This is a genomic window from Aeromonas sp. QDB17, from assembly GCF_027705305.1.
In the GTDB taxonomy this organism is placed as follows: domain Bacteria; phylum Pseudomonadota; class Gammaproteobacteria; order Enterobacterales; family Aeromonadaceae; genus Aeromonas; species Aeromonas caviae.
In genome coordinates, this window is record NZ_JAPDBP010000013.1 from 64,113 (window position 1) to 83,877 (window position 19,765).

Annotated in this window: 20 protein-coding genes and 1 tRNA gene; 6 read left to right on the forward strand and 15 right to left on the reverse strand. The window is 62.7% G+C overall.

What is annotated here, in order from left to right; genetic code table 11:
• Positions 1-74 precede the first annotated feature (74 nt).
• The 7 genes from OKC41_RS12385 to hinT all read right to left on the reverse strand — a co-directional run bounded on the left by OKC41_RS12385 (position 75) and on the right by hinT (position 5,248).
• On the reverse strand, positions 75-542 hold the full coding sequence (locus OKC41_RS12385; protein ID WP_041212852.1) for a hypothetical protein: 468 nt from the start codon (positions 540-542) through the stop codon (positions 75-77).
• A gap of 106 nt (positions 543-648) precedes the next feature.
• A complete protein-coding gene (locus OKC41_RS12390) occupies positions 649-1,509 on the reverse strand; it encodes a DUF6279 family lipoprotein (RefSeq protein ID WP_201894741.1) in 861 nt (286 codons plus the stop codon).
• A 51-nt stretch (positions 1,510-1,560) separates the two neighbouring features.
• Entirely contained in the window at positions 1,561-2,424 is an 864-nt protein-coding gene (locus tag OKC41_RS12395; protein ID WP_201894742.1) for a phosphotransferase, read from the reverse strand.
• Entirely contained in the window at positions 2,414-3,010 is a 597-nt protein-coding gene (lpoB, locus tag OKC41_RS12400; protein ID WP_201894743.1) for a penicillin-binding protein activator LpoB, read from the reverse strand. The genes OKC41_RS12395 and lpoB overlap by 11 nt, the downstream gene beginning before the upstream one ends.
• On the reverse strand, positions 3,010-3,408 hold the full coding sequence (locus OKC41_RS12405; RefSeq protein ID WP_201894744.1) for a YcfL family protein: 399 nt from the start codon (positions 3,406-3,408) through the stop codon (positions 3,010-3,012). Before OKC41_RS12405 ends, lpoB begins: the two co-directional genes overlap by 1 nt.
• A gap of 68 nt (positions 3,409-3,476) precedes the next feature.
• Positions 3,477-4,898, reverse strand: coding sequence for a COG3014 family protein (locus tag OKC41_RS12410; protein ID WP_201894745.1), 1,422 nt, complete (start codon positions 4,896-4,898; stop codon positions 3,477-3,479).
• Positions 4,898-5,248 carry a purine nucleoside phosphoramidase gene (gene hinT / locus OKC41_RS12415; RefSeq protein ID WP_010674343.1) on the reverse strand — a complete coding sequence of 117 codons (351 nt, stop codon included), beginning with the start codon at positions 5,246-5,248 and terminating at the stop codon, positions 4,898-4,900. The genes OKC41_RS12410 and hinT overlap by 1 nt, the downstream gene beginning before the upstream one ends.
• A gap of 256 nt (positions 5,249-5,504) precedes the next feature.
• On the opposite strand from hinT, the gene OKC41_RS12420 reads away from it, so the two are divergent.
• Positions 5,505-7,517, forward strand: a complete 2,013-nt coding sequence (locus OKC41_RS12420; RefSeq protein WP_201894746.1) for a methyl-accepting chemotaxis protein — start codon at positions 5,505-5,507, stop codon at positions 7,515-7,517.
• 70 nt (positions 7,518-7,587) lie between these two features.
• Here the strand turns inward: OKC41_RS12420 and OKC41_RS12425 are convergent, their stop codons facing one another.
• Positions 7,588-8,472: a 6-carboxytetrahydropterin synthase gene (locus tag OKC41_RS12425; RefSeq protein ID WP_201894747.1), complete on the reverse strand. Its 885-nt coding sequence runs from the start codon at positions 8,470-8,472 to the stop codon at positions 7,588-7,590.
• Positions 8,473-8,551: 79 nt separating this feature from the next.
• Between OKC41_RS12425 and OKC41_RS12430 the strand changes: the two genes are divergently transcribed.
• Complete coding sequence (locus tag OKC41_RS12430; RefSeq protein ID WP_039038976.1) at positions 8,552-9,895, forward strand: dihydroorotase; 1,344 nt, start codon at positions 8,552-8,554, stop codon at positions 9,893-9,895.
• Here the strand turns inward: OKC41_RS12430 and OKC41_RS12435 are convergent.
• A complete protein-coding gene (locus OKC41_RS12435; protein ID WP_270672062.1) occupies positions 9,885-10,199 on the reverse strand; it encodes a hypothetical protein in 315 nt (104 codons plus the stop codon). The genes OKC41_RS12430 and OKC41_RS12435 overlap by 11 nt on opposite strands.
• A 33-nt stretch (positions 10,200-10,232) precedes the next feature.
• Here OKC41_RS12435 and OKC41_RS12440 point away from each other — a divergent pair.
• From OKC41_RS12440 to OKC41_RS12450, 3 genes are all read left to right on the forward strand, one after another.
• Positions 10,233-10,309 (forward strand) — tRNA-Pro (locus tag OKC41_RS12440).
• A gap of 120 nt (positions 10,310-10,429) precedes the next feature.
• On the forward strand, positions 10,430-10,906 hold the full coding sequence (locus tag OKC41_RS12445) for a hypothetical protein (protein ID WP_041212844.1): 477 nt from the start codon (positions 10,430-10,432) through the stop codon (positions 10,904-10,906).
• 205 nt (positions 10,907-11,111) lie between these two features.
• The gene (locus OKC41_RS12450) at positions 11,112-12,371 is read left to right on the forward strand and encodes a dicarboxylate/amino acid:cation symporter (RefSeq protein ID WP_109112358.1); all 1,260 of its coding nucleotides are present in this window, start codon (positions 11,112-11,114) and stop codon (positions 12,369-12,371) included.
• A 71-nt stretch (positions 12,372-12,442) separates the two neighbouring features.
• Here the strand turns inward: OKC41_RS12450 and OKC41_RS12455 are convergent, their stop codons facing one another.
• Positions 12,443-12,889 (reverse strand): isoprenylcysteine carboxylmethyltransferase family protein, encoded by a 447-nt coding sequence (locus OKC41_RS12455; protein WP_010674336.1) that lies wholly within the window; start codon positions 12,887-12,889, stop codon positions 12,443-12,445.
• Positions 12,890-13,068: 179 nt separating this feature from the next.
• Here OKC41_RS12455 and alr point away from each other — a divergent pair, with 179 nt between their 5' ends.
• The gene (alr, locus tag OKC41_RS12460; RefSeq protein ID WP_201894798.1) at positions 13,069-14,295 is read left to right on the forward strand and encodes an alanine racemase; all 1,227 of its coding nucleotides are present in this window, start codon (positions 13,069-13,071) and stop codon (positions 14,293-14,295) included.
• Between the two features lie 54 nt (positions 14,296-14,349).
• Here the strand turns inward: alr and OKC41_RS12465 are convergent, their stop codons facing one another.
• The 5 genes from OKC41_RS12465 to oppB all read right to left on the reverse strand — a co-directional run bounded on the left by OKC41_RS12465 (position 14,350) and on the right by oppB (position 19,676).
• Entirely contained in the window at positions 14,350-15,294 is a 945-nt protein-coding gene (locus tag OKC41_RS12465) for a TerC family protein (protein WP_029314355.1), read from the reverse strand.
• A gap of 450 nt (positions 15,295-15,744) precedes the next feature.
• A complete protein-coding gene (gene oppF / locus OKC41_RS12470) occupies positions 15,745-16,740 on the reverse strand; it encodes a murein tripeptide/oligopeptide ABC transporter ATP binding protein OppF (protein WP_201894799.1) in 996 nt (331 codons plus the stop codon).
• Complete coding sequence (locus OKC41_RS12475) at positions 16,741-17,721, reverse strand: ABC transporter ATP-binding protein (protein WP_039038983.1); 981 nt, start codon at positions 17,719-17,721, stop codon at positions 16,741-16,743.
• A gap of 108 nt (positions 17,722-17,829) precedes the next feature.
• Entirely contained in the window at positions 17,830-18,741 is a 912-nt protein-coding gene (oppC, locus tag OKC41_RS12480) for an oligopeptide ABC transporter permease OppC (RefSeq protein WP_010674331.1), read from the reverse strand.
• A gap of 14 nt (positions 18,742-18,755) precedes the next feature.
• A complete protein-coding gene (oppB, locus tag OKC41_RS12485; protein ID WP_010674330.1) occupies positions 18,756-19,676 on the reverse strand; it encodes an oligopeptide ABC transporter permease OppB in 921 nt (306 codons plus the stop codon).
• Positions 19,677-19,765: the final 89 nt, after the last annotated feature.

The following is a 19,765-nucleotide window of genomic DNA, read 5'->3' on the forward strand; positions in this document are numbered from 1 at the left end:
CCTAGCCGTTCACTAAAAGTGAACAGCAACAGAGAGAAGATGAGGCAACAGGTGGCAAGCTGACCCCATCGGGATCAGGCGAGGAAGCTCTGGGCGAAGCGGTACTGCAGATGCCGGCGCTGCAGGCGGCGCCTGTGAATGCCGGCGAAGTGATCGCGAAAGCTCGTCCCCGGGTAGAAGAGGGCGGCATAGAACAGCAGGCCGCACAGCAGCAGCAGGATCGCCTGCTGGGACCAGCTCATCACCAGCTCGTAGACCACGCTGCCGGGCTGATGATCGCGGCTCAGGGAGTGCTCGAGGCGCAGCAGGTGATTCTGGTGGGAGCCGACGAACTTGACGATGCCATCGTCACTGCCGCTGACGCCGTGGGCCGCCGGGCTTGCGTCGGCAGGCGCCGCCCCCTCCGCCAGCGAGTGGGCCTGCTGGGCCGAGGGCTGGAACGCGGGTACCTTGACCCCCTCCACCGAGAGGGTAGAGAACAACAATGCGAGGGTGATGAGCAGGGTCATCGCCGCCAGTTTCACGTTGTCGGTCAGGTTCAAAAGTTAATTCCCACACAATAGAAAGGGCAAGCTACCACAGCCTGCCCCACAAGAACAAGGGCGGCAGGCCCGGGGCCCGCCGCCCTTGTGTTGTCTCACCGCGTCCTCAGCGGCTGCGGGTCATGGCCTCGAAGTCCTCGGCATAGTCCTTGAGCAGGGTGTAGAGGTGGGCCCGCTGGGAGAGATCCATGGAGTGGCTGAGATCGCTCAGCCACTGGATGGTGCGCTGGCGGGACTGGTCCGTGTAGCCGGTGAAGCGGCCATCCATCAGGCCGTCCCCCTGCTGGAGCAAGCGGGTCAGCTCCTGGCCGAAATCCGGACTCTGGCGCTGTTTCATCAGCCGATCCAGCTCCTTGGTCCAGGCCTCCTGAAAGTCGAGCCAGGGGGCCATCATCTCGTATTGCCACTCGGCCCACTGCGTGATGAGAGGCTCCTGGGCCGGTTTCACCTTGCCAATCCAGAACACCAGGCGCTCGTTCATCTTCTCCCGAAAGCCCTTAATCATCTCGGCCTTCGACTGGGTGGCAAAATCGTGCTGGCGCTCCTGCTGGCGCTTCACCCGATCGGCCATGAAGCGAGCCACCTGCTCGTCGGTCAGGGTCTTGGCGAGGCGCACCGTGCGGGGAATGGCGTTCTCCAGGGTACGGGTCAGGCTCGCCTGGGTTCTGTCCAGATGCAGGGTCACCTGGGCCGGGCTCATGGGGCTGGCCACCGCCTTGGCCAGGGCGTCGAGATCCCGGGCATAGATGGGCAGCTCATGCTGCCGGTGCCAGGCCATCAGCCCCTTCACCTCCTGGTCCAGCAGCTTCTTCTGGCTGCGGTCCAGGGAGAAGTAGTCGTCCAGTTGCCAGACGATGGCCGAGTCGAGCCAGTAGTAGATCACCCGGGTGGCGCAACCCGTCAGCAGCAGGCAGAGCAGCAGCAGGCTCCAGCTACGCGGTTGACGCCATGAGAATGTGGTCACCATGCATGCCTCCCATTCATTGAATATACGCGTCGCGCGGGCCGTTGCCGGGCATCACTCCAGGCGCTGGCGGTTGATGTCGATCAGGGCCTGATACTCGGGCCCGGGTTGCTGTTCGGCCATCAGCAGCGCCCACAGCAGGCCGATGTAATCGACCCAGGGCAGGAAGGCATCGGCCTGGAATCCCCGGGGCCCCAGCCCCGTCGCTGCCCCGTCCATGGCTTCAAGATAGCAGCTCTCCAACTGGCACCGCTGCTCTTCGCTCCAGCCGTGGGTGCGCTGAATGCTGGCGGCCTCGAACCCCGGATGGCCGGCGGCGCCGTACTCCCAGTCGATGACCCAGGGCCGCGACCCCAACAAGTTAGCCGGATTGAGATCGTGATGGCAAGGGAGCCAGCAGTCGTCCGGCTCCCGGCTCGCGAGCAGGGCCCGCTCCAGGGCGGGCAGCCAGGGAGGGATATGGGCCAGACGCTGCCGATACCCGCCGCTGTGGGCCCGCACCGCCATCACCACGGTCGGCACCGGCAGGCGGTGCAGCCGCACCAGCACATCCGCCATCAGGCGGGGCTGCACGGCGAGAGGCGGCGCCTGCTCGGCCCAGTTGGGTTCGTCGCACCACGCCAGCAGCATCAGGCCGGTGGCGGGATCGCCGTGATGACAGGGCAACGCCAGCCCCTGCCCCACCGCCCCCTGGTAGAGCTGCCACTCGGTGGCCCGGTCGATGCCAAGGCGCACCGGATCAGGATGACCGCGGCGCAGGAAGGCCTGCTCGCCAGTGGGGAGGCAGAGCCGGTAGTTGCCGTTGGTCAGGCCCTGGCCAAGCGGCTCAAGGCGCCCCTGATCCCAGGGCGCCGGCAGGCTGGCGAGGAGCGCCAGCTCCGCCAGATCCCCCTGCCCCCGCGGGTCCTCACCAGCCAAAGGTGGACTTCTTGGCCTGTTTGCGGATCTCTTTCTGATCGGCCCACAGCAGCTCGCCGTTCTCCACATCCATCAGGTTCATGGTCATCTGGTAGTAGACGTCCTTCACCTTGCCGTTGTCCTTGACGATGCTGGCGAGGTTGCCATAGACCATGTAGCGGGCACCGGTCTGCTTGCCGAGCCGCACCATGGTGGCGGGATCCACCATGCCGCTGCCCTGCTGGTATTCGAGCTGCTGCTTGACCGCCGCCACCTTGCTCATGTCCACGAAGCGGAACTTGCCCGAGCGCAGCAGCTTGGTGCGGATAGTGTCGGTGATGGCCTCGGTGTCGATGTGCTCCGAGGTCTTGTTGCGGATGGAGTCCATGAACATCACCGGGCGGCCCCCGGCGGTGATCTCGCTGGTGGCCGGGGACGCCAGCATGGAATCCGCCATCTTGTCGGCGATGGCCTGCAAGTCGGAGGAGCCGTAATCGACGGTCACCGTCTCGGTCTCGGTGGGATCGCCATAGCTGACTGTGGTGCTGGAGCAGCCGCCCAGCACCAGGGCGCCGGTCAGGATCAGCAGGGCATGATTCATTTTCATCAGTAGGATTCCTCCATCACTTCGCGAACGTAAATCCGGTAACCCCGTGCAGCAGGGCTCGGCGCCAGGGCGGACAGGGTGCGGGTCTGGTAGCCATGCAGCTTGAGGGGGGTCCAGCCGCGGCCATCGCTGGCCACCTCCTGCCCCGCGTCGTCATACCAGTAGAAGAGATATTGCAGCGTGTTGTCACCACGCTGGGTGCTGGCCGCCACCACGTTGACCTGCAACAGGCCGTTCTGCTGGCGCCGGCTGAGTTCGGTCAGGGTGACGTTGACGTTTTGATGCTGCTCGGCCACCGCCGCCGCACCGGCCGCGCCATAGAGCGCCACGCCGGAAGTATTGGTGGCACAGCCCGTCAGCAGCAGAACCAGGCCCAGGGCCAACCCTTGTGCTTTCATCTTGTTCTCCTTGCCGGTGGCCGTCGGCCTGACCGGTCATTCATCTGAGTTGCCATATCCGGTTCCCCCTAGAGGGGCATCACCCGGGTCGTGAGACCGCTCCCCAGGCGCTGTACCCACACCAGGGTGGTGCGCCCGGCGTGGACGCTGAGTGGCAGGGTGCGCATGGCGCTGCCCGCCCCCAGGGTCAGGGTGACGTTCCCGGCCGGGACCATCCCCTGCCAGCTCGAGGCCTTGGCGGGCAGCGTCAGCCAGCTGCGGGTATCCGCCCGCTCCGAGAGGGTGTTGAAGATCCCCACCAGGATGTTGCCCACATCCCCCCCCTCCTTGGCGGCAGTGCGCCGCACCTGCTCCTTGGCCACCAGCCGCAGGGCCTGCCGGGCCAGCATGCCGGGCAGCCGCTCCTGCAGATCCTTGGCCGCCAGCGCCTCCAGCCTTACCAGCTCGCTGGTCTGCGCCACCCCCTTGCCCACCGACAGGGTAAGCGGGACGCCGTCGCTGGCCCGATTGTCGTAATAGGGCACCGCCACGGTAAAGGTACGAAAATCGCCGCTGGAGGTGGAGATGGGCAGCGGCAGGAAGAGCTCCCGGCGCGCCGGGATGAGGCCATCTTCAAACAGCACCACCAGCTGGCCCTGATCCTTGGCCAAGGGCGGCGCCTTGCGGCCCATCCGTTGCTCGGTCTCCTTGAGCTCCTCGGGAGAGCCGCGAAGCCGGGCCAGGCGCAGCAAGGCATCCTGCAGGCTCTGGTTGTCCGGCGCTATCTGGTAGCCGCGCTGGTAATCGACCCAGGCATCGTTGAGATCCCCGGCCGCCTCGTAGAGCACGCCGGAGAAATAGAAGGTGTAGGCGTTCTGGAAACCGTTTTTCACCTGGCCTATCAGGCGATCGAGCTCGGGGGCGCCGCGCGACATCAGCTGGCGCATCTCCCCGGCTTCGTCCTCCTGCGCCCCCTCCTGCGCGGCCTTGCGCACCTCGTCGGCCCGCCGTTTAAGGGCCTGCTCCTGCACCTGGTTGGCACGGCGCACCTCTACCAGGGCGCCGTCGGCATCCCCGCGCTGCAAGTAGTTGAGCGCCAGATAGTGGTGCAGCATGGTGCGCTCGTAATCGGGCGCCTGGTAAGCCAGGGTCTGATCGTTGGTGAGCAGGCTGCCCGCCTGGGCCAGTCCCCGGCTCAGGCGGTACTCGGCCTGATTGTCTTCCCACGCAAGCCGGCTGTCGGCGGCGGCAAAGGCCTGCTTGCTGGGGCCGTCCTGACCCGCCAGCCAGGCGATGCGCCCCTTCTCCAGCTGGTCGAGCACGAAGGTGTCGTCCCCCGGGGTCGATTCGCGCACCTCGGACAGGGCCTCGGCGGCATGGCCCAGCAGCAGCTGGTTGCGCAGGGGCACCATCTGATCCGAGTAGGAGACGAACATGTCTTTCCACTGGGAGGCACAGCCCCCCAGCAGCAGACCGGCCAACAGCAGGCCGGTCGACGGGACGAGGCGCATCACAGGCTCAGCAGGGGTCCCAGGGGCTCGCCACCGACCAGGTGCAGGTGGATGTGATAGACCTCCTGCCCGCCGTGGCGGTTGCAGTTCATGATGAGGCGGTAGCCGTCCTCGGCGATGCCCGCGTCGCTGGCGAGCTTGCGGGCCACGGTGAACATCCGGCCCAGCGCCAGCTCGTGATCCGGCTCCACGTCGTTGACGGTGGGGATGAGCACGTTGGGAATGATCAGGATATGGGTCTTGGCCTTGGGCTGGATGTCGCGAAACGCGGTCACCAGATCGTCTTGATAAAGGATGTCGGCGGGGATCTCCTTGCGGATGATTTTGCTGAAAATGGTTTCTTGCGCCATGGGTAACTCCTTTATAGGAAAAAGAAAATTCAATACAAAGCTCAAGCGGCTCCCAAACAGGCCGCCGCAACGCGCCAAGTGTGACACAAGCCGACATTTGGCACAGCCGTTGTCCCAATCGCTTCAGTTATTGTGAAGAATACCGATAGCGAGGAGACGTCCCGCGAACCACAACGGCATCCCCTTCGGGGCATGCAGGGTATCAAAGGGACGGGGTACTCAGGCAAGGGACTTTTGCACAGACAGCGGGACAATAATGAAACAAACAATGTCAGACCTCTCGATCTTACAGAGAGTCTATCTGGGCTTTGCCATCCTGGTCGCCGTCATGGTCGCCAGTGCGGTACTGACCTTTCGCGGCCAGAGCGAACTCAGCGGCGCCCTGGATCAGGTGACCCAGGAGTCCATGCCGCTGGTACTCGCCAGCAGCCAGACCCAGATAAGCCTGCTCAGCGCCAACAAATGGCTCACCGACGTGCTGACCGAGCAGGATCTCAAGCAACTGCCGGCGGAAGTGGCCGAGTTGCAACAGGCCAAGGGCCAGGTCGACAAGATGGTCGCCAGCCTCAAACAGCAGGTGGCGGTTCATCCCCAGTTGCAGGCGGACATGACTGCCCTCGTCAAGCTGGTGGATGACTACCTGCAACTGACCCAGACCCTGCCCGGCGAACACGAGGCCCTGCTCACCCGGCTGCACAAGGTCAATCAGGCCAAGGGCCAGTTCCAGGTCAGCCTGCCCCAGTTCAAGAAGAACCTGGGGGACATGATGGTCACCATCGACGACAGCTTCATCAAGATGCTCTCCGAGACCCTGACCACCAAGCTCTCCGCCATCGAGCTCTCCACCATGGATGCCCTCAACCAGAGCATCCCCGCCCCCATCGAGGCGGCGCTCAAGCGCAACAAGATGCAGATCGAGGGCTTCAACAGCACCATCAAGGATCTCCAGGGGGAGCTCAAGGACTTCGACAACAACATGGGCCACTACGTCCATGGTTTCGTGCGCGACACCACGGGCAATGACGGCGTGCTCTCCCAATACCTGGCCCTGATGAAGCAGCAGCAGGCCATGCGCGAGCAGAGCAAGCAGGCGAGCCAGCTCATCCTCAGCATCCAGAACAAGCTGGAGGGGATCACCGCCCAGAGCCAGCAGCTGATGAACGCCAGCATCCAGGCCTCCGATCGGGTGCAGACCCAGAGTACCCTGACCCAGGGGATCAGCATCGCCATCGCCATCTTCGTCGCCATCCTGGTGGCCTTGACCCTGGGCAAGGCCATCCGCCGCCCCCTGAAAGAGCTGCTGCGGGTGCTGACCGAGGTGACCCAGGGTGACATGACCCAGCGGGTCGGCTTCAAGAGCCAGAACGAATTCGGCCAGCTCGCCAGCCAGATCAACCTGCTGATCCACCAGATGGGGGATGTGCTCAAGCAGCTCTCCCAGGCGTCGACCCAGCTCAACAGCGCCGCCCACGACAACCGCCACACCACCGAATCGGTGCGGGCGGATCTGGAAAAACAGCGTCAGGAGACCGCCTCGGTCGCCGCCGCCATGACCCAGATGGAGGCCTCGGTGCGGGAGGTGGCCCAAGCCGCCAACCAGACCCTGGAGCGGGTGCAGGATGTGGAGAAGGCCTCCGAGATGGGGCGCAAGGTGATGGCAGGCAACATCACCACCACCCATCAGCTCGCGGGCAAGCTGCAGCAGACCGGCAAGGTGATTGGCGACGTGAGCGCCATGAGCGGCCAGATTGGCAACATCCTCGACGTCATCCGCGGCATCGCCGAGCAGACCAACCTGCTGGCCCTCAACGCCGCCATCGAGGCGGCCCGTGCCGGCGAACAGGGACGCGGGTTTGCGGTGGTGGCCGACGAGGTGCGCAACCTGGCCGGCCGCACCGCCCAGTCCACCAGCGAAATCCAGACCATGATCGAGAACCTGCAGCAAGGCGTCGCCCGGGCGGTCAACGTGATGCAGGAGTGCTCCCGCGAGATGGACAGTTGCGTGGATCAGAGCTCCCAGGCCAACAACGCCATGGAAGAGGTGCAGGGCATCGTGGTGCTCATCAGCGACATGTCGAGCCAGATAGCCTCCGCCGCCGAGCAGCAGCAGGCCACCAGCGCCGACATCGCCACCAACCTCAACCGCATCTCCGACATCTCGGATCTCAACTATCAGGGCATAGAGCGGGTCGCCGAGACCAGCCAGCAGCTCGACTCCCTTGCCGAGCAGCAGGAGGGGCTGGTCCAGCGCTTCCGCCTCAGTGCCTGATGGCCACGACCCGATACGACAAGGCCCCGCATTGGCGGGGCCTTGTTTTTTACTGGCATGTGGCGCGGGATCAGGCGTAGGCGATGGCGCCCTTGCCGACCCCTTCATAGGCGACAATCTTGACGAACTTGTCCCCTACCTGCTTCTTCACTTCGCGGGCGATGTAATGGGCCAGCAGCTCGATGGTGGTGTCGGTGTCGATCATCTCCACCTCCGCCGCCGGCATGGCGAGCTGGAACAGCCCCTGGGGCGCCACGTACTTGAAGCCGATGTAGTGAGCGTTCCCTTCTTTCAGTGACGCCTCGGCCCGCTCGCTCAGGGCGAGTTCGCCAAGGGCCACCCTGTCCTCTTCGGTGCCCAGGTAGATGTCGGCCCAGCGCTCGGCCCAGTTCAGCTCCAGCTCCTCGTTGCGCGCCCCGTCCACCTCTATCTCGATGGGAGAGCGGTGGCCGTGGGCGATGCGCTGGCAGTTGCCATCGTGCTTCTTGAGGCCGTGGCTGTAGTGGTAGAAGGCGCCCTCGATGCGCTCCTGGCGCAACGTCAGGGAGAGATCCTTGATGTTGCCTGGCAGCCGCTTGGCCAGTACCCCCAGCAGATAGCGGGTCACCGACTCTTTATCCACCTGGGGGGCGGGAATGAAGGCGAAGCCCTGGGTCGGGCAACGCAGGTGAATGGCGCGACCCGGACGCAGCAGATCCACGGTGCTCTCGTCGTTGTCCAGCGCGTGGACATGGACCAGGGGACATTCCGTCGGCACCAGCAGCTTGTGATCCACCTCTTCATCGATGATCGACTTGATGAGCTTCTTCACCCGACCGAAGTCCAGCAGCATGCTCATCTCGTTGAGCTCGCCACTCATCTCGATGTCCACCAGCCAGCTCTCGCCCACCATGCCGCGGCGCTCGCATAAATAGCTGGAATCGATCACAGTCAAATCTCTAACAAATAACTTCATTACTCAGGCCTTGCTACAGAGAAAGTGCAGTTTGCGATATTATGACCCCGGATTATCGGCAAAGGAACTGGAACCCCCCATGAACAAATTGCTTATCAAGAATGCCACCCTGGTCAACGAAGGCCGCATCTATGCCTCCGACGTCCTGATCGAGGGTGAGCGGATCGCCCGCGTCGCCCCGGACATCAGTGCCCCCGATGCCGTGGTGATCGATGCAACGGGCCGTCATCTCATCCCCGGGATGATCGATGATCAGGTCCACTTCCGGGAGCCCGGCCTGACCCACAAGGGAACCATCGCCAGTGAATCCCGGGCCGCCGTGGCCGGTGGCACCACCAGCTTCATGGAAATGCCCAACGTCAATCCCCAGACCACCACCATCGACGCCCTCGAAGCCAAATACCAGATCGCCGCCAACTCCGCCGCCGCCAACTACAGCTTCTACCTGGGTGCCACCAACGACAACCTGGAAGAGATCAAGAAACTCGATCCCAAGCAGTCCTGCGGCATCAAGATCTTCATGGGGGCCTCCACCGGCAACATGCTGGTGGACAACCAGGAGACCCTGGCAGCCATCTTCCGCGAGAGCCCGGTGATGATCGTCACCCACTGCGAGGACACCCCGTCCATCAAGGTGCTGGAAGACGAAGCCCGCGCCAAGTGGGGCGAAGACGTGCCCATGCGCGAGCACGGCCGCATCCGCAGCGCGGACGCCTGCTACAAATCCTCCAGCATGGCGGTCTCCCTGGCCAAGCAGTACGGCGCCAAGCTGCACGTGCTGCACCTGACCACGGCGAAAGAGCTCTCGCTCTTTACCGCCACCCCGGATCTGAAGGATCTCAAGGACAAGAACATCACCGCCGAAGTGTGCGTCCACCACCTCTTCTTCAACGAGGCGGACTACGACACCCTGGGCAGCCAGATCAAGTGCAACCCGGCGGTGAAGAGCGCTGCCGACCAGCACGCCCTGCTGGATGCGGTGCGCAACGACGTGCTCGACATCATCGCCACCGACCACGCCCCCCACACCTGGGAAGAGAAGCAGAACAGCTACTTCAAGGCGCCGTCCGGCGTGCCCCTGGTGCAGCACTCCCTGCAGGCGCTGCTGGAGCTCTACCACAACGGGGTCTTCAGCCTGGAAACCATCGTCAAGAAGACCTCCCACGCGGTGGCCGAGCGCTTCCAGGTGCAGGATCGCGGCTACATCCGGGAAGGCTACTTCGCCGACCTGGTGCTGCTGGATCTCGGCAAGCCCTACGTGGTCACCGACAGCAACCTGCTCTACCTGTGCGGCTGGTCCCCGTTCAACGGCTACCGCTTCCAGAGCACCATCGAGATGACCCTGGTGAACGGACAAATAGCCTGGCAGAACGGCCAAGTCACCGACAAGGTATTGGGCAAGCGACTCACCTTCAACCGCTGATCTGGATGATGACCGCTTCCAGCGCGCCTTGCTTGAGATGACCCTGGTCAACGGGCAAATAGCCTGGCAGAACGGCCAAGTCACCGACAAGGTATTGGGCAAGCGCTTGACCTTCAACCGCTGATCTCGGCTTGAGAGCATCACGCCAAACGGCCACCTCCGGGTGGCCGTTTTTCATGCAAGACGGCGGTGATGTGCCGACAAAATGCACAACCGGTCGTACTTTGATCCGAAGTTGCTCGCAAAGCAGGCAAACGATCTCGAACCTGAATTTCCCCTGTTGACAGGGTCGGGGCATCTCCATAAACTCCCTCCCCGTCAGCCGAGCTGACTCCGTCGGTGTGTAGCGCAGCCAGGTAGCGCATCTGCATGGGGTGTAGAGGGTCGGAGGTTCGAATCCTCTCACACCGACCAAATTCCCCGAGAAAGGCCTTGTCAGACGACAAGGCCTTTTCTTTTATGGTCTTCCACCGCGATTGTCTCTCCGATCCCTTTGTGCTGTAGTAAACCCCCCTTTGCCAAGCGGCCCGCATCATGTTGCCTTCCCTTCGTACTTTCTGCACCCTTGCCCTCAGCGCCCTGCTGGTCGGCCAGCTCGCGGGCTGTGCCACCGCCTATGACAGTGAAAAATCGTTCTGGAATGGCCAGACCGGTTTTTCACAGACCCAGCTTGGCCCGGCCCGCTGGCAACTGGAGTTTGTGGGCAACGATCTGGTGGACAGGGAAACGGCGCGCAAATACGTGCTCAAGCGGGCCGGTGAGGTGGCACTGGCAAAGGGATACCCCTGGATTCGGGTCGAGACGCTGACCCTGTCGCGGGATGCCGTCAGGGTCACCCCGACCCGCCCCCAATTCGGGTTCGACGAGTACGAGCCAGACACCTTCATGGACGACATGCAGGTGGAACATCGCACCTCGGCCCTGCTCGTCTTCACCCTGGAGGCCAGCCCCCGGGACGCACAGAGCATGGAAGCCGTTTATCTCGCAAAAATTAAAATAAACAGCGATTAATACAAATAAATCACAAGATGCATATCAAATGCAGCTAACAACGGCGCAAAACTCCGAAACAAGTCACTGGATTTCCCCTTCGCGATTAGGCATGCTCCAGCACACCGGCTGTCTGGATTCCACCGCCCGGATCACAAAAAAAAGGACTGAGGCGGCCCCTCGCCGCCTGCACAGGCATTGCACCTATCGAAACCGGAACTCCCCCATGAAAATGAACAAGTTGACCGTTGCCATCCTCATTGCGATGTTGCTTGGCATCGTGACCGGGCAGGGTTATCGCCTGCTCGCGCCCGCACAGGCCGCAGGCTTTGCCGATGACATCACCCTGCTGACCGACATCTTCCTGCGCCTCATCAAGATGATCATCGCCCCCCTGGTGTTCACCACGCTCGTGGTCGGTATCGCCAAGATGGGCGACACCCGCACCGTGGGCCGCATCGGCGTCAAGACCCTGGGCTGGTTCATGCTCGCCTCCCTGCTGTCCCTGACCCTGGGGCTGGTCATGGTCCACCTGATGCAACCCGGGGTGGGGCTCTCCCTCTCCCTGCCCGATGACGGCGCCAGCTCCGGCGTGGTTGCCACCGCCATCTCCCTCAAGGATTTCGTGACCCACGCCATCCCGAAAAGCGTGGTCGAGGCGATGGCCACCAACGAGATCCTGCAGATCGTGGTCTTCTCCCTCTTCTTCGGGCTGGCCGCCGCCGCCCTGGGGGACGACGCCAAGCCCGTGGTCAAGCTGATGGCAAGCGGCGCCGAGATCATGCTCAAGGTGACCGGCTACGTGATGAACTTCGCCCCGTTCGCGGTGTTTGGCGCCATCGCCGCCATGGTCGCCAAGGAGGGGCTCGGCATCCTCGCCACCTATGGCACCTTCATGGCCCAGTTCTATCTGGCGCTCGGCTGCCTCTGGCTGCTGCTCATCGCCATGGGCAGCCTCTTCATCCGTCGCCGCATGCTGACTCTGCTCGCCCTCATCCGCGAGCCCATCCTGCTGGCCTTCTCCACCGCCAGCTCCGAGGCCGCCTATCCCAAAACCCTGGACAGGCTGGAGAAATTTGGCTGTGACAAGCGCATCGCCAGCTTCGTGCTCCCCATGGGCTACTCCTTCAACCTGGACGGCTCCATGATGTACTGCACCTTCGCGGTGATGTTCATCGCCCAGGCCTATGGCATCGAGCTCTCCACGGCCCAGCAGATCACGATGCTGCTGCTGCTGATGGTTACTTCCAAGGGAATGGCCGGGGTGCCCCGCGCCTCCCTGGTGGTGATTGCCGCCACCCTCAACCAGTTCCACATCCCGGAAGCGGGCATCCTGCTGCTGCTCGGCATCGACCACTTCCTCGACATGGGGCGCTCCGCCACCAACGTGCTGGGCAACGCCATCGCCGCGAGCGTGGTGGCCAAGAGCGAAGACAGCCTGGGGGAGACCGCCCCCCTCGGCGAGGTAGACACCGCCAAGGCGTGATCCCCTGACCCCCATGACAACGGCCCGCCTATGCGGGCCGTTGTCATATGCCTGATGGGGCACACCGCGCCTCAGCACCAGCGCCTGACCTGCCGGCAATAGTCGTCATAGGCATCGCCGAATTGTCGCCGCAGCGCCTGCTCCTCCGCCAGGATCTGGAAGCGGGTAAGCCAGCCCCAGAGCAGCAGCGGCCCGAGCCACACTGCCATGCCTCCCAGATAGCACGCCAGCGCCAGGGTCCAGCAGAGCAGCCCCAGGTACATGGGATTGCGGCTGATGCGATAGACGCCCCGAGTCACCAGCACCCGGCTGCTCTCCAGCCGCTGGGGGTGCACGGTGGTGCGCTGCTGCCAGAAATGCAGAAGCGCACCGCCTCCCAGCAGGGCTCCCGCCAGCCACAGCGTGGCGACCAGCACCAGCCACAGGGGCGCTGCCCTCCCCTCGCCCCGCCCCAGCCACATGGCGAGCACGATGACGACGAACAGCAGCAGCGGTGGAATCCGCAACGTCAGCTTCATATTTTCTTCCTGCAACACGTGCCACGATTGACGCCGTTGAGATACACTCCCAGAGTCGGCATCTGGATAAAAAGTGAAATATATCATTAGCATAGCAACATGCTATGACCAGCCATGCCGCAGCTCGCCTCAGCGATGAGCCCAGCCTCAACTCAAGACAATAAGAAAGGACTTGCCCCATGCACAAGAAAACACTGCTCGCGACCCTGATCTTTGGCCTGCTGGCCGGCCAGGCGGTCTCCGCCCCCTATCTGCCGCTCGCCGACGACCACCGCAACGGTCAGGAACAGACCGCCGCCAACGCCTGGCTGGAAGTGGATCTCGGTGCCTTCGAGCACAACATCCAGACCCTGAAGAATCGCCTCGGTGACAAGGGCCCGCAGATCTGCGCCATCATGAAGGCGGACGCCTACGGTCACGGCATCGACCTGCTGGTCCCCTCGGTGGTCAAGGCAGGCATCCCCTGCATCGGCATCGCCAGCAACGAAGAGGCCCGCGTGGCCCGCGAGAAGGGCTTCGAAGGTCGCCTGATGCGGGTGCGTGCCGCCACCCCGGATGAAGTGGAGCAGGCCCTGCCCTACAAGCTGGAGGAGCTCATCGGCAGCCTGGAGAGCGCCAAGGGGATCGCCGACATCGCCCAGCGCCATCACACCAACATCCCGGTGCACATCGGCCTGAACTCCGCCGGCATGAGCCGCAACGGCATCGATCTGCGCCAGGACGATGCCAAGGCCGATGCCCTGGCCATGCTCAAGCTCAAGGGGATCACCCCGGTCGGCATCATGACCCACTTCCCGGTGGAGGAGAAAGAGGACGTCAAGCTGGGGCTGGCCCAGTTCAAGCTGGACTACCAGTGGCTCATCGACGCCGGCAAGCTGGATCGCAGCAAGCTCACCATCCACGCCGCCAACTCCTTCGCCACCCTGGAAGTACCGGAAGCCTACTTTGACATGGTGCGCCCGGGCGGCATCATCTATGGCGACACCATTCCCTCCTACACCGAGTACAAGAAGGTGATGGCGTTCAAGACCCAGGTCGCCTCCGTCAACCACTACCCGGCGGGCAACACCGTCGGCTATGACCGCACCTTCACCCTCAAGCGCGACTCCCTGCTGGCCAACCTGCCGATGGGCTACTCCGACGGCTACCGCCGCGCCATGAGCAACAAGGCCTATGTGCTGATCCATGGCCAGAAGGCCCCCGTCGTGGGCAAGACTTCCATGAACACCACCATGGTGGACGTCACCGACATCAAGGGGATCAAACCCGGTGACGAGGTGGTCCTGTTCGGACGCCAGGGTGATGCCGAGGTGAAACAATCTGATCTGGAGGAGTACAACGGTGCCCTCTTGGCGGACATGTACACCGTCTGGGGCTACACCAACCCCAAGAAGATCAAGCGCTAAGCAAATTGCTGACATGAAAAAGGGCTCCCGAGGGAGCCCTTTTTACTGCGCCGTTCACGCCGCCTTTTTGCGGGTCATCAGCAGACTCAGCCCCATGGAGGCCAGCAGGATCAGCGCCACCACGCCAAGGGCGATGCCGGTCGGTATCTTGAAGATATCGAGCAGCAACATCTTGACCCCGATGAACATCAGGATCAGCGCCAGGCCGTATTTGAGCAGGGCGAAGCGATCGGCCACCCCGGCCAGCAGGAAGTACATGGCGCGCAGCCCCATGATGGCGAAGATGTTGGAGGTGAGCACGATGAAGGGATCCGTGGTCACCGCGAAGATGGCCGGGATACTGTCCACCGCGAAGATGAGGTCGCTCACCTCCACCAGTACCAGGATGAGCAGCAGCGGGGTCGCGTAGCGCACACCGTCACGCCAGACGAAGAACTTCTCCCCCTCCAGCGTCTCGGTCACCTTGAAGCGACGACGCATCCAGCCGAGCAGGGCATTGTTCTCGAGATCCGGCTCCTTGTCGGCCGCCCACAGCATCTTGGCACCGGTCAGCAGCAGGAAGGCCCCGAACAGGTAGAGGATCCAGTGGAACTGCTCGATGAGCCAGCTGCCCGCGAACACCATGCCGGCGCGCATCACGATGGCCCCCAGCACCCCGTAGAGCAGGACCCGGCGCTGCAGCTCCGCCGGGATGGCGAAGTAGCCGAACAGCATCAGCCAGACGAAGACGTTGTCCACCGCCAGTGCCTTTTCGATGAGGTAGCCGGTGAGAAACTCCAGCCCCTTCTGGTTCGCGATTTCGCGCCCGGCACTGTGATCCAGCCAGAGCCAGATGGCCAGGTTGAACAGGAGCGCCACGCTGACCCAGATGAGAGACCAGATGCCCGCCTCTTTCAGCGACACCTTGTGCGCCTTGCCGCCACCGACAAAGCGGATATCAATCCACAACAGGACCAGCACTATGCTGAAGAAACCGGTCCACATCCACCATTCACCCATTTTAACTTCTCCCAAAACGACAAAACCCACGGCCGGGAGGCAGTGGGTTCGCGTTTGGAGCAGATACACCTTGCCTCTCGGCAAGGTCTCACTTACAGCCGACTTGCGTCAACTGCCCGGCTGCCGGGTGCACTGCAGGATATGGGTGCACCGTAATGACGACAAACCGGCGAGAAGTTACTCCCCTTGTGCGGCGGATAGTAGCAGCGACAACCGCTGGCGCCAAGAGGCATCTTATCCCCCATGCAATAAAAAGGGCGCCAGCACGCGCCCTTCTCGATACGGTTCTCCTTAAAACCTGTTTACGAGCTGTCGCGAGAGGTCGTCAGCAAGGTAAAGTGCAGCGCAGGAACCGGAATGTATATGAATACATGAGCACTCTTTGTTACAAACAAGCGAGCAGCGCATGAGCCTTGATCACGGCCTCGCAGCAAGATCGTTAACAGGTTCTCAGAGCGGATCCACCTTGAGGCAGGAGACCGCGTGATCGAAGTTCCCCTCCAGCATGGGCCGGGTCTTGGCACATTCGGGGCCAGCCACCGGACAACGGGTACGGAATACGCAACCGGACGGCGGGTTCATGGGGGACGGCAGATCCCCTTCCAGGATCTGGATGGTCTTGCTGCGCTCCACGTCCGGATCCGGGATGGGCACTGCCGACATCAGCGCCTTGGTATAGGGGTGCAAGGGGTTCGCGAAGATCTCCTTGCCGGTGCCGAGTTCCACCGCGTTGCCCAGGTACATCACCAGCACCCGATCCGAGATGTGCTTCACCACGGAGAGGTCGTGGGCGATGAAGATGAGGGAGAGCCCCATCTCCTTTTGCAGGGATTTCAGCAGGTTCACCACCTGAGCCTGGATGGAGACATCCAGCGCCGAGACCGGCTCGTCACAGATGATCATCTTGGGCTCGAGGATGAGCGCCCGGGCGATGCCGATGCGCTGGCACTGGCCGCCGGAGAACTCATGGGGGTAACGGTTCACCAGGTTCGGCAACAGACCCACCTTGGTCATCATGGCGCGCACCTTCTCCTTCACCTCTTCCCTTGGCAGGGTCGGGTAGAAGGTGATGAGGGGCTCGGCGATGATGTCGCCTATGGTCATGCGGGGGTTCAGGGAGGCCAGCGGGTCCTGGAAGATCATCTGGATCTCCTTGCGCTTCTCCCGCAGGGCGTTCTGCTCGAGCTTGGTTAAGTCCTGCCCAAGCCACACAACCTTGCCGTCGGTGGCCGGTACCAGGCCGATGAGGGCACGGGCGAAGGTGGATTTGCCGCAACCGGACTCCCCCACGACGCCCAGGGTCTCCCCTTCGTAGAGGCGCAGGGTCACCCCGTCCACCGCCTTCAGGGCGGAGGGCTTGGCCCAGGGCCAAGCCTTGTCACTCTTGATATGGAAGTGAACCTTGAGGTCGGACACTTCCAGCAGCAGTTTCTTGTCAGTACCCATTTAGTTCACTCCCTTGATCATGGCATCCGATACCCAGTGGCACGCCCGCTCCCGGCCGTCGTTGAACGGTGTCAGGATCGGAGACTGCTGGCCACAAATCTCGCTCACCCGGTGGCAACGCTCCTGGAAGGGGCAGCCGGTGGGCAAACGCAGCAGGTTGGGCGGATTGCCCGGAATGGTGGGCAGCTCTTCCCCTTCGGTGTCGAGGCGGGGAATGGCGCGCAGCAAGCCTTCGGTATAGGGGTGGCTCGGGCGATAGAAGATATCGTTGACCCGGCCGTACTCCATGGTCCGGCCTGCGTACATCACCAGCACCTTGTCGCAGATGCCGGCCACGACGCCAAGATCGTGGGTGATCATGATGATGGCGGTGTTGAACTCGCGCTTGAGCTCGTTCATCAGGGTCATGATCTGGGCCTGTACCGTCACGTCCAGCGCCGTGGTCGGCTCGTCGGCGATGAGCAGCTGCGGTCGGCACAGGAGCGCCATGGCGATCATCACCCGCTGGCGCATGCCGCCGGAAAACTCGTGGGGGTACATGTTCATCCGCTTGCGCGACTCGGGGATCTTCACCGCGTCCAGCATGCGCACCGACTCCTCGAAGGCGGCAGCCTTGGTCATCCCCTTGTGCAGCATCAGCACTTCCATCAGCTGATCCTTGACCTTCATGTAGGGGTTGAGCGACGTCATGGGGTCCTGGAAGATCATGGCGATCTTCTCGGAGCGGATCTTGTTGAGCTTGTGCTCCGGCAGATTCAGGATCTCGTCCCCCTGAAATTTGGCCGAGCCGGTGATGACACCGTTCTTGGCCAGCAGCCCCATGATGGCAAAGGCAGTCTGGGACTTGCCTGAGCCTGACTCCCCGACGATCCCCAGGGTTTCGCCAGCAGAAAGAGAAAAGTTGAGGTCGTTGACGGCCACCACATTGCCGTCCGGGGTCTTGAACTCGACCCGCAGATCTTTCACATCCAGTAATTTCATCTCAGTACTCCTTATCGCGCTGTCGTGATGGGGGCCTGCCCGTGGTGAACGCGGTGCGTTCCCTGAACGGGTCTGATGGCCCCTTGGCGTCTTGCCGGTCCCTGGGTATCAGCGATCCTTGGGATCCAGGGCATCACGCAGACCATCCCCGAGGAAGTTGAAGCAGAACAGGGTCACCACCATGAAACCGGCGGGGAACAGGAGTTGCCAGATGGCCACTTCCATCGACTTGGAGCCTTCATCCAGCAGGGCGCCCCAGCTGGTCATGGGCTCTTGCACGCCCAGACCCAGGAAGCTCAGGAAGGATTCGAACATGATCATCCCCGGCACCAGCAGGGTGGCGTAGACCGCCACTATGCCGAGCACGTTGGGCACGATATGACGGGTGATGATCTTCCACTTGGAGACGCCGCAGACGTGGGCCGCCTCGATGAACTCCTTGCTCTTGAGACTCAGGGTCTGGCCGCGCACGATCCGCGCCATGTCGAGCCAGCTCACCGCGCCGATGGCGAGGAAGATGAGGGCCAGGTTGCGACCGAAGAAGGTCACCAGCATGATCACGAAGAACATGAAGGGGAAGGCGTTGAGGATCTCCAGCACGCGCATCATCAGGCTGTCGACGCGACCGCCGATGAAGCCGGACGCGGCGCCGTAGAGGGTGCCGATGATGACGGCCACCAGGGCCCCCATGATGCCGACCATCAGGGAGATGCGTCCGCCGAGCAGGGTACGCACGAACAGGTCGCGCCCCAGGCTGTCGGTGCCGAACCAGTGGCCGGTCTCCATGTCCGGGGCACTCTGCATGGCCCCCCAGTCCGGGTCATCGAACGTGTACTGGGACAGGTGGGGCCCCACGATCACCGCCAGACCGATGATGGTCAGGATGATGAGGCTGGTCAGGGCCGCCTTGTTGCGCAGGAAACGGCGACGGGCATCCTTCCACAGGGAGCGTCCTTCCACCACTTCCACTTTCTGGGCGAACGCCTCGACGGCTTCGCGCTTTTCAGTTGTGACTACCATGATGTACTCCCGGCTTAGTAACGGATCTTGGGATCGATGACGGCATAGAGAATATCGACCACGGCGTTAAAGGTGATGGTGAGGGCGCCGACCAGAATGGTCAGACCGAGCACCATGGAGTAATCACGGTTGAGGGCACCGTTGACGAACAGCTGGCCAATCCCCGGCAGGCCGAAGATGGTCTCGATGACCACGGAGCCGGTGATGATGCCCACGAAGGCCGGTCCCAGGTAGGAGACCACCGGCAGCATGGCCGGGCGCAGCGCGTGCTTGAGGATGATGTGGCGCAGAGGCAGCCCCTTGGCGCGGGCGGTACGGATGAAGTTGGAGTTCATGGTCTCGATCATGCTGCCGCGCATGATGCGGGAGATGGCCGAGATGTAGTACATCATCATGCCGAACACCGGCAGTACCATGAACTGGGCGCCGCCCCCCTGCCAGCCTCCCGCCGGGAACCAGCCCAGATAGATACTGAAGAAGAGCACCAGCAGCGGTGCCAGCACGAAGCCGGGTATCACCACCCCGGCCATGGCCGACGACATCAACAGGTAGTCGATGAGGGTGTTCTGTTTCAAGGCCGCAATGGTGCCGAAGGTGACCCCCAGGGTCACCGCCAGCAGGAAGGCGACCGAGCCTATCTTGGCGGAGACAGGCAGGGCCTGGCTCACCAGATCATTGACGGTGAAGTCCTTGTATTTGAAGGAGGGCCCCAGATCCCCCTGGACCAGGTTGCCGAGGTAAGTGAGGTATTGCATGCCGATGGGCTTGTCGAGGCCATATTTGGCTTCGATGTTGGCAAGCACTTCCGGCGGCAGGGCGCGTTCGCTGGTGAAGGGGTTGCCCGGGGCGAAGCGCATCATGAAGAAGGAGACGGTGATCAAGACCAGCAGAGTCGGGATCGCTTCCAGTAGACGTTTAAGGATGAATTTCAACATAGACATTTCCTGTCCTGTACTGCTTCCAAAGGGTCGCGGTTGTAATAAAGGCCCGCCGTCTGGCGGGCCCTGCTTGTTATGCGACTTGT

Bases quoted from the DNA above. Each gene is read 5' to 3' on its own strand.
- OKC41_RS12430 (WP_039038976.1), top strand. From the start codon at position 8,552: ATGAACAAATTGCTTATCAAGAATGCCACCCTGGTCAACGAAGGCCGC.
- oppB (WP_010674330.1), bottom strand. From the start codon at position 19,676: ATGTTGAAATTCATCCTTAAACGTCTACTGGAAGCGATCCCGACTCTG.
- OKC41_RS12465 (WP_029314355.1), bottom strand. From the start codon at position 15,294: ATGGGTGAATGGTGGATGTGGACCGGTTTCTTCAGCATAGTGCTGGTC.
- oppF (WP_201894799.1), bottom strand. From the start codon at position 16,740: ATGGGTACTGACAAGAAACTGCTGCTGGAAGTGTCCGACCTCAAGGTT.
- oppC (WP_010674331.1), bottom strand. From the start codon at position 18,741: ATGGTAGTCACAACTGAAAAGCGCGAAGCCGTCGAGGCGTTCGCCCAG.
- OKC41_RS12405 (WP_201894744.1), bottom strand. From the start codon at position 3,408: ATGAAAGCACAAGGGTTGGCCCTGGGCCTGGTTCTGCTGCTGACGGGC.
- hinT (WP_010674343.1), bottom strand. From the start codon at position 5,248: ATGGCGCAAGAAACCATTTTCAGCAAAATCATCCGCAAGGAGATCCCC.
- lpoB (WP_201894743.1), bottom strand. From the start codon at position 3,010: ATGAAAATGAATCATGCCCTGCTGATCCTGACCGGCGCCCTGGTGCTG.
- OKC41_RS12435 (WP_270672062.1), bottom strand. From the start codon at position 10,199: ATGGAGATGCCCCGACCCTGTCAACAGGGGAAATTCAGGTTCGAGATC.
- OKC41_RS12450 (WP_109112358.1), top strand. From the start codon at position 11,112: ATGAAAATGAACAAGTTGACCGTTGCCATCCTCATTGCGATGTTGCTT.
- OKC41_RS12390 (WP_201894741.1), bottom strand. From the start codon at position 1,509: ATGGTGACCACATTCTCATGGCGTCAACCGCGTAGCTGGAGCCTGCTG.
- alr (WP_201894798.1), top strand. From the start codon at position 13,069: ATGCACAAGAAAACACTGCTCGCGACCCTGATCTTTGGCCTGCTGGCC.
- OKC41_RS12420 (WP_201894746.1), top strand. From the start codon at position 5,505: ATGAAACAAACAATGTCAGACCTCTCGATCTTACAGAGAGTCTATCTG.
- OKC41_RS12475 (WP_039038983.1), bottom strand. From the start codon at position 17,721: ATGAAATTACTGGATGTGAAAGATCTGCGGGTCGAGTTCAAGACCCCG.
- OKC41_RS12410 (WP_201894745.1), bottom strand. From the start codon at position 4,898: ATGCGCCTCGTCCCGTCGACCGGCCTGCTGTTGGCCGGTCTGCTGCTG.
- OKC41_RS12455 (WP_010674336.1), bottom strand. From the start codon at position 12,889: ATGAAGCTGACGTTGCGGATTCCACCGCTGCTGCTGTTCGTCGTCATC.
- OKC41_RS12425 (WP_201894747.1), bottom strand. From the start codon at position 8,472: ATGAAGTTATTTGTTAGAGATTTGACTGTGATCGATTCCAGCTATTTA.
- OKC41_RS12445 (WP_041212844.1), top strand. From the start codon at position 10,430: ATGTTGCCTTCCCTTCGTACTTTCTGCACCCTTGCCCTCAGCGCCCTG.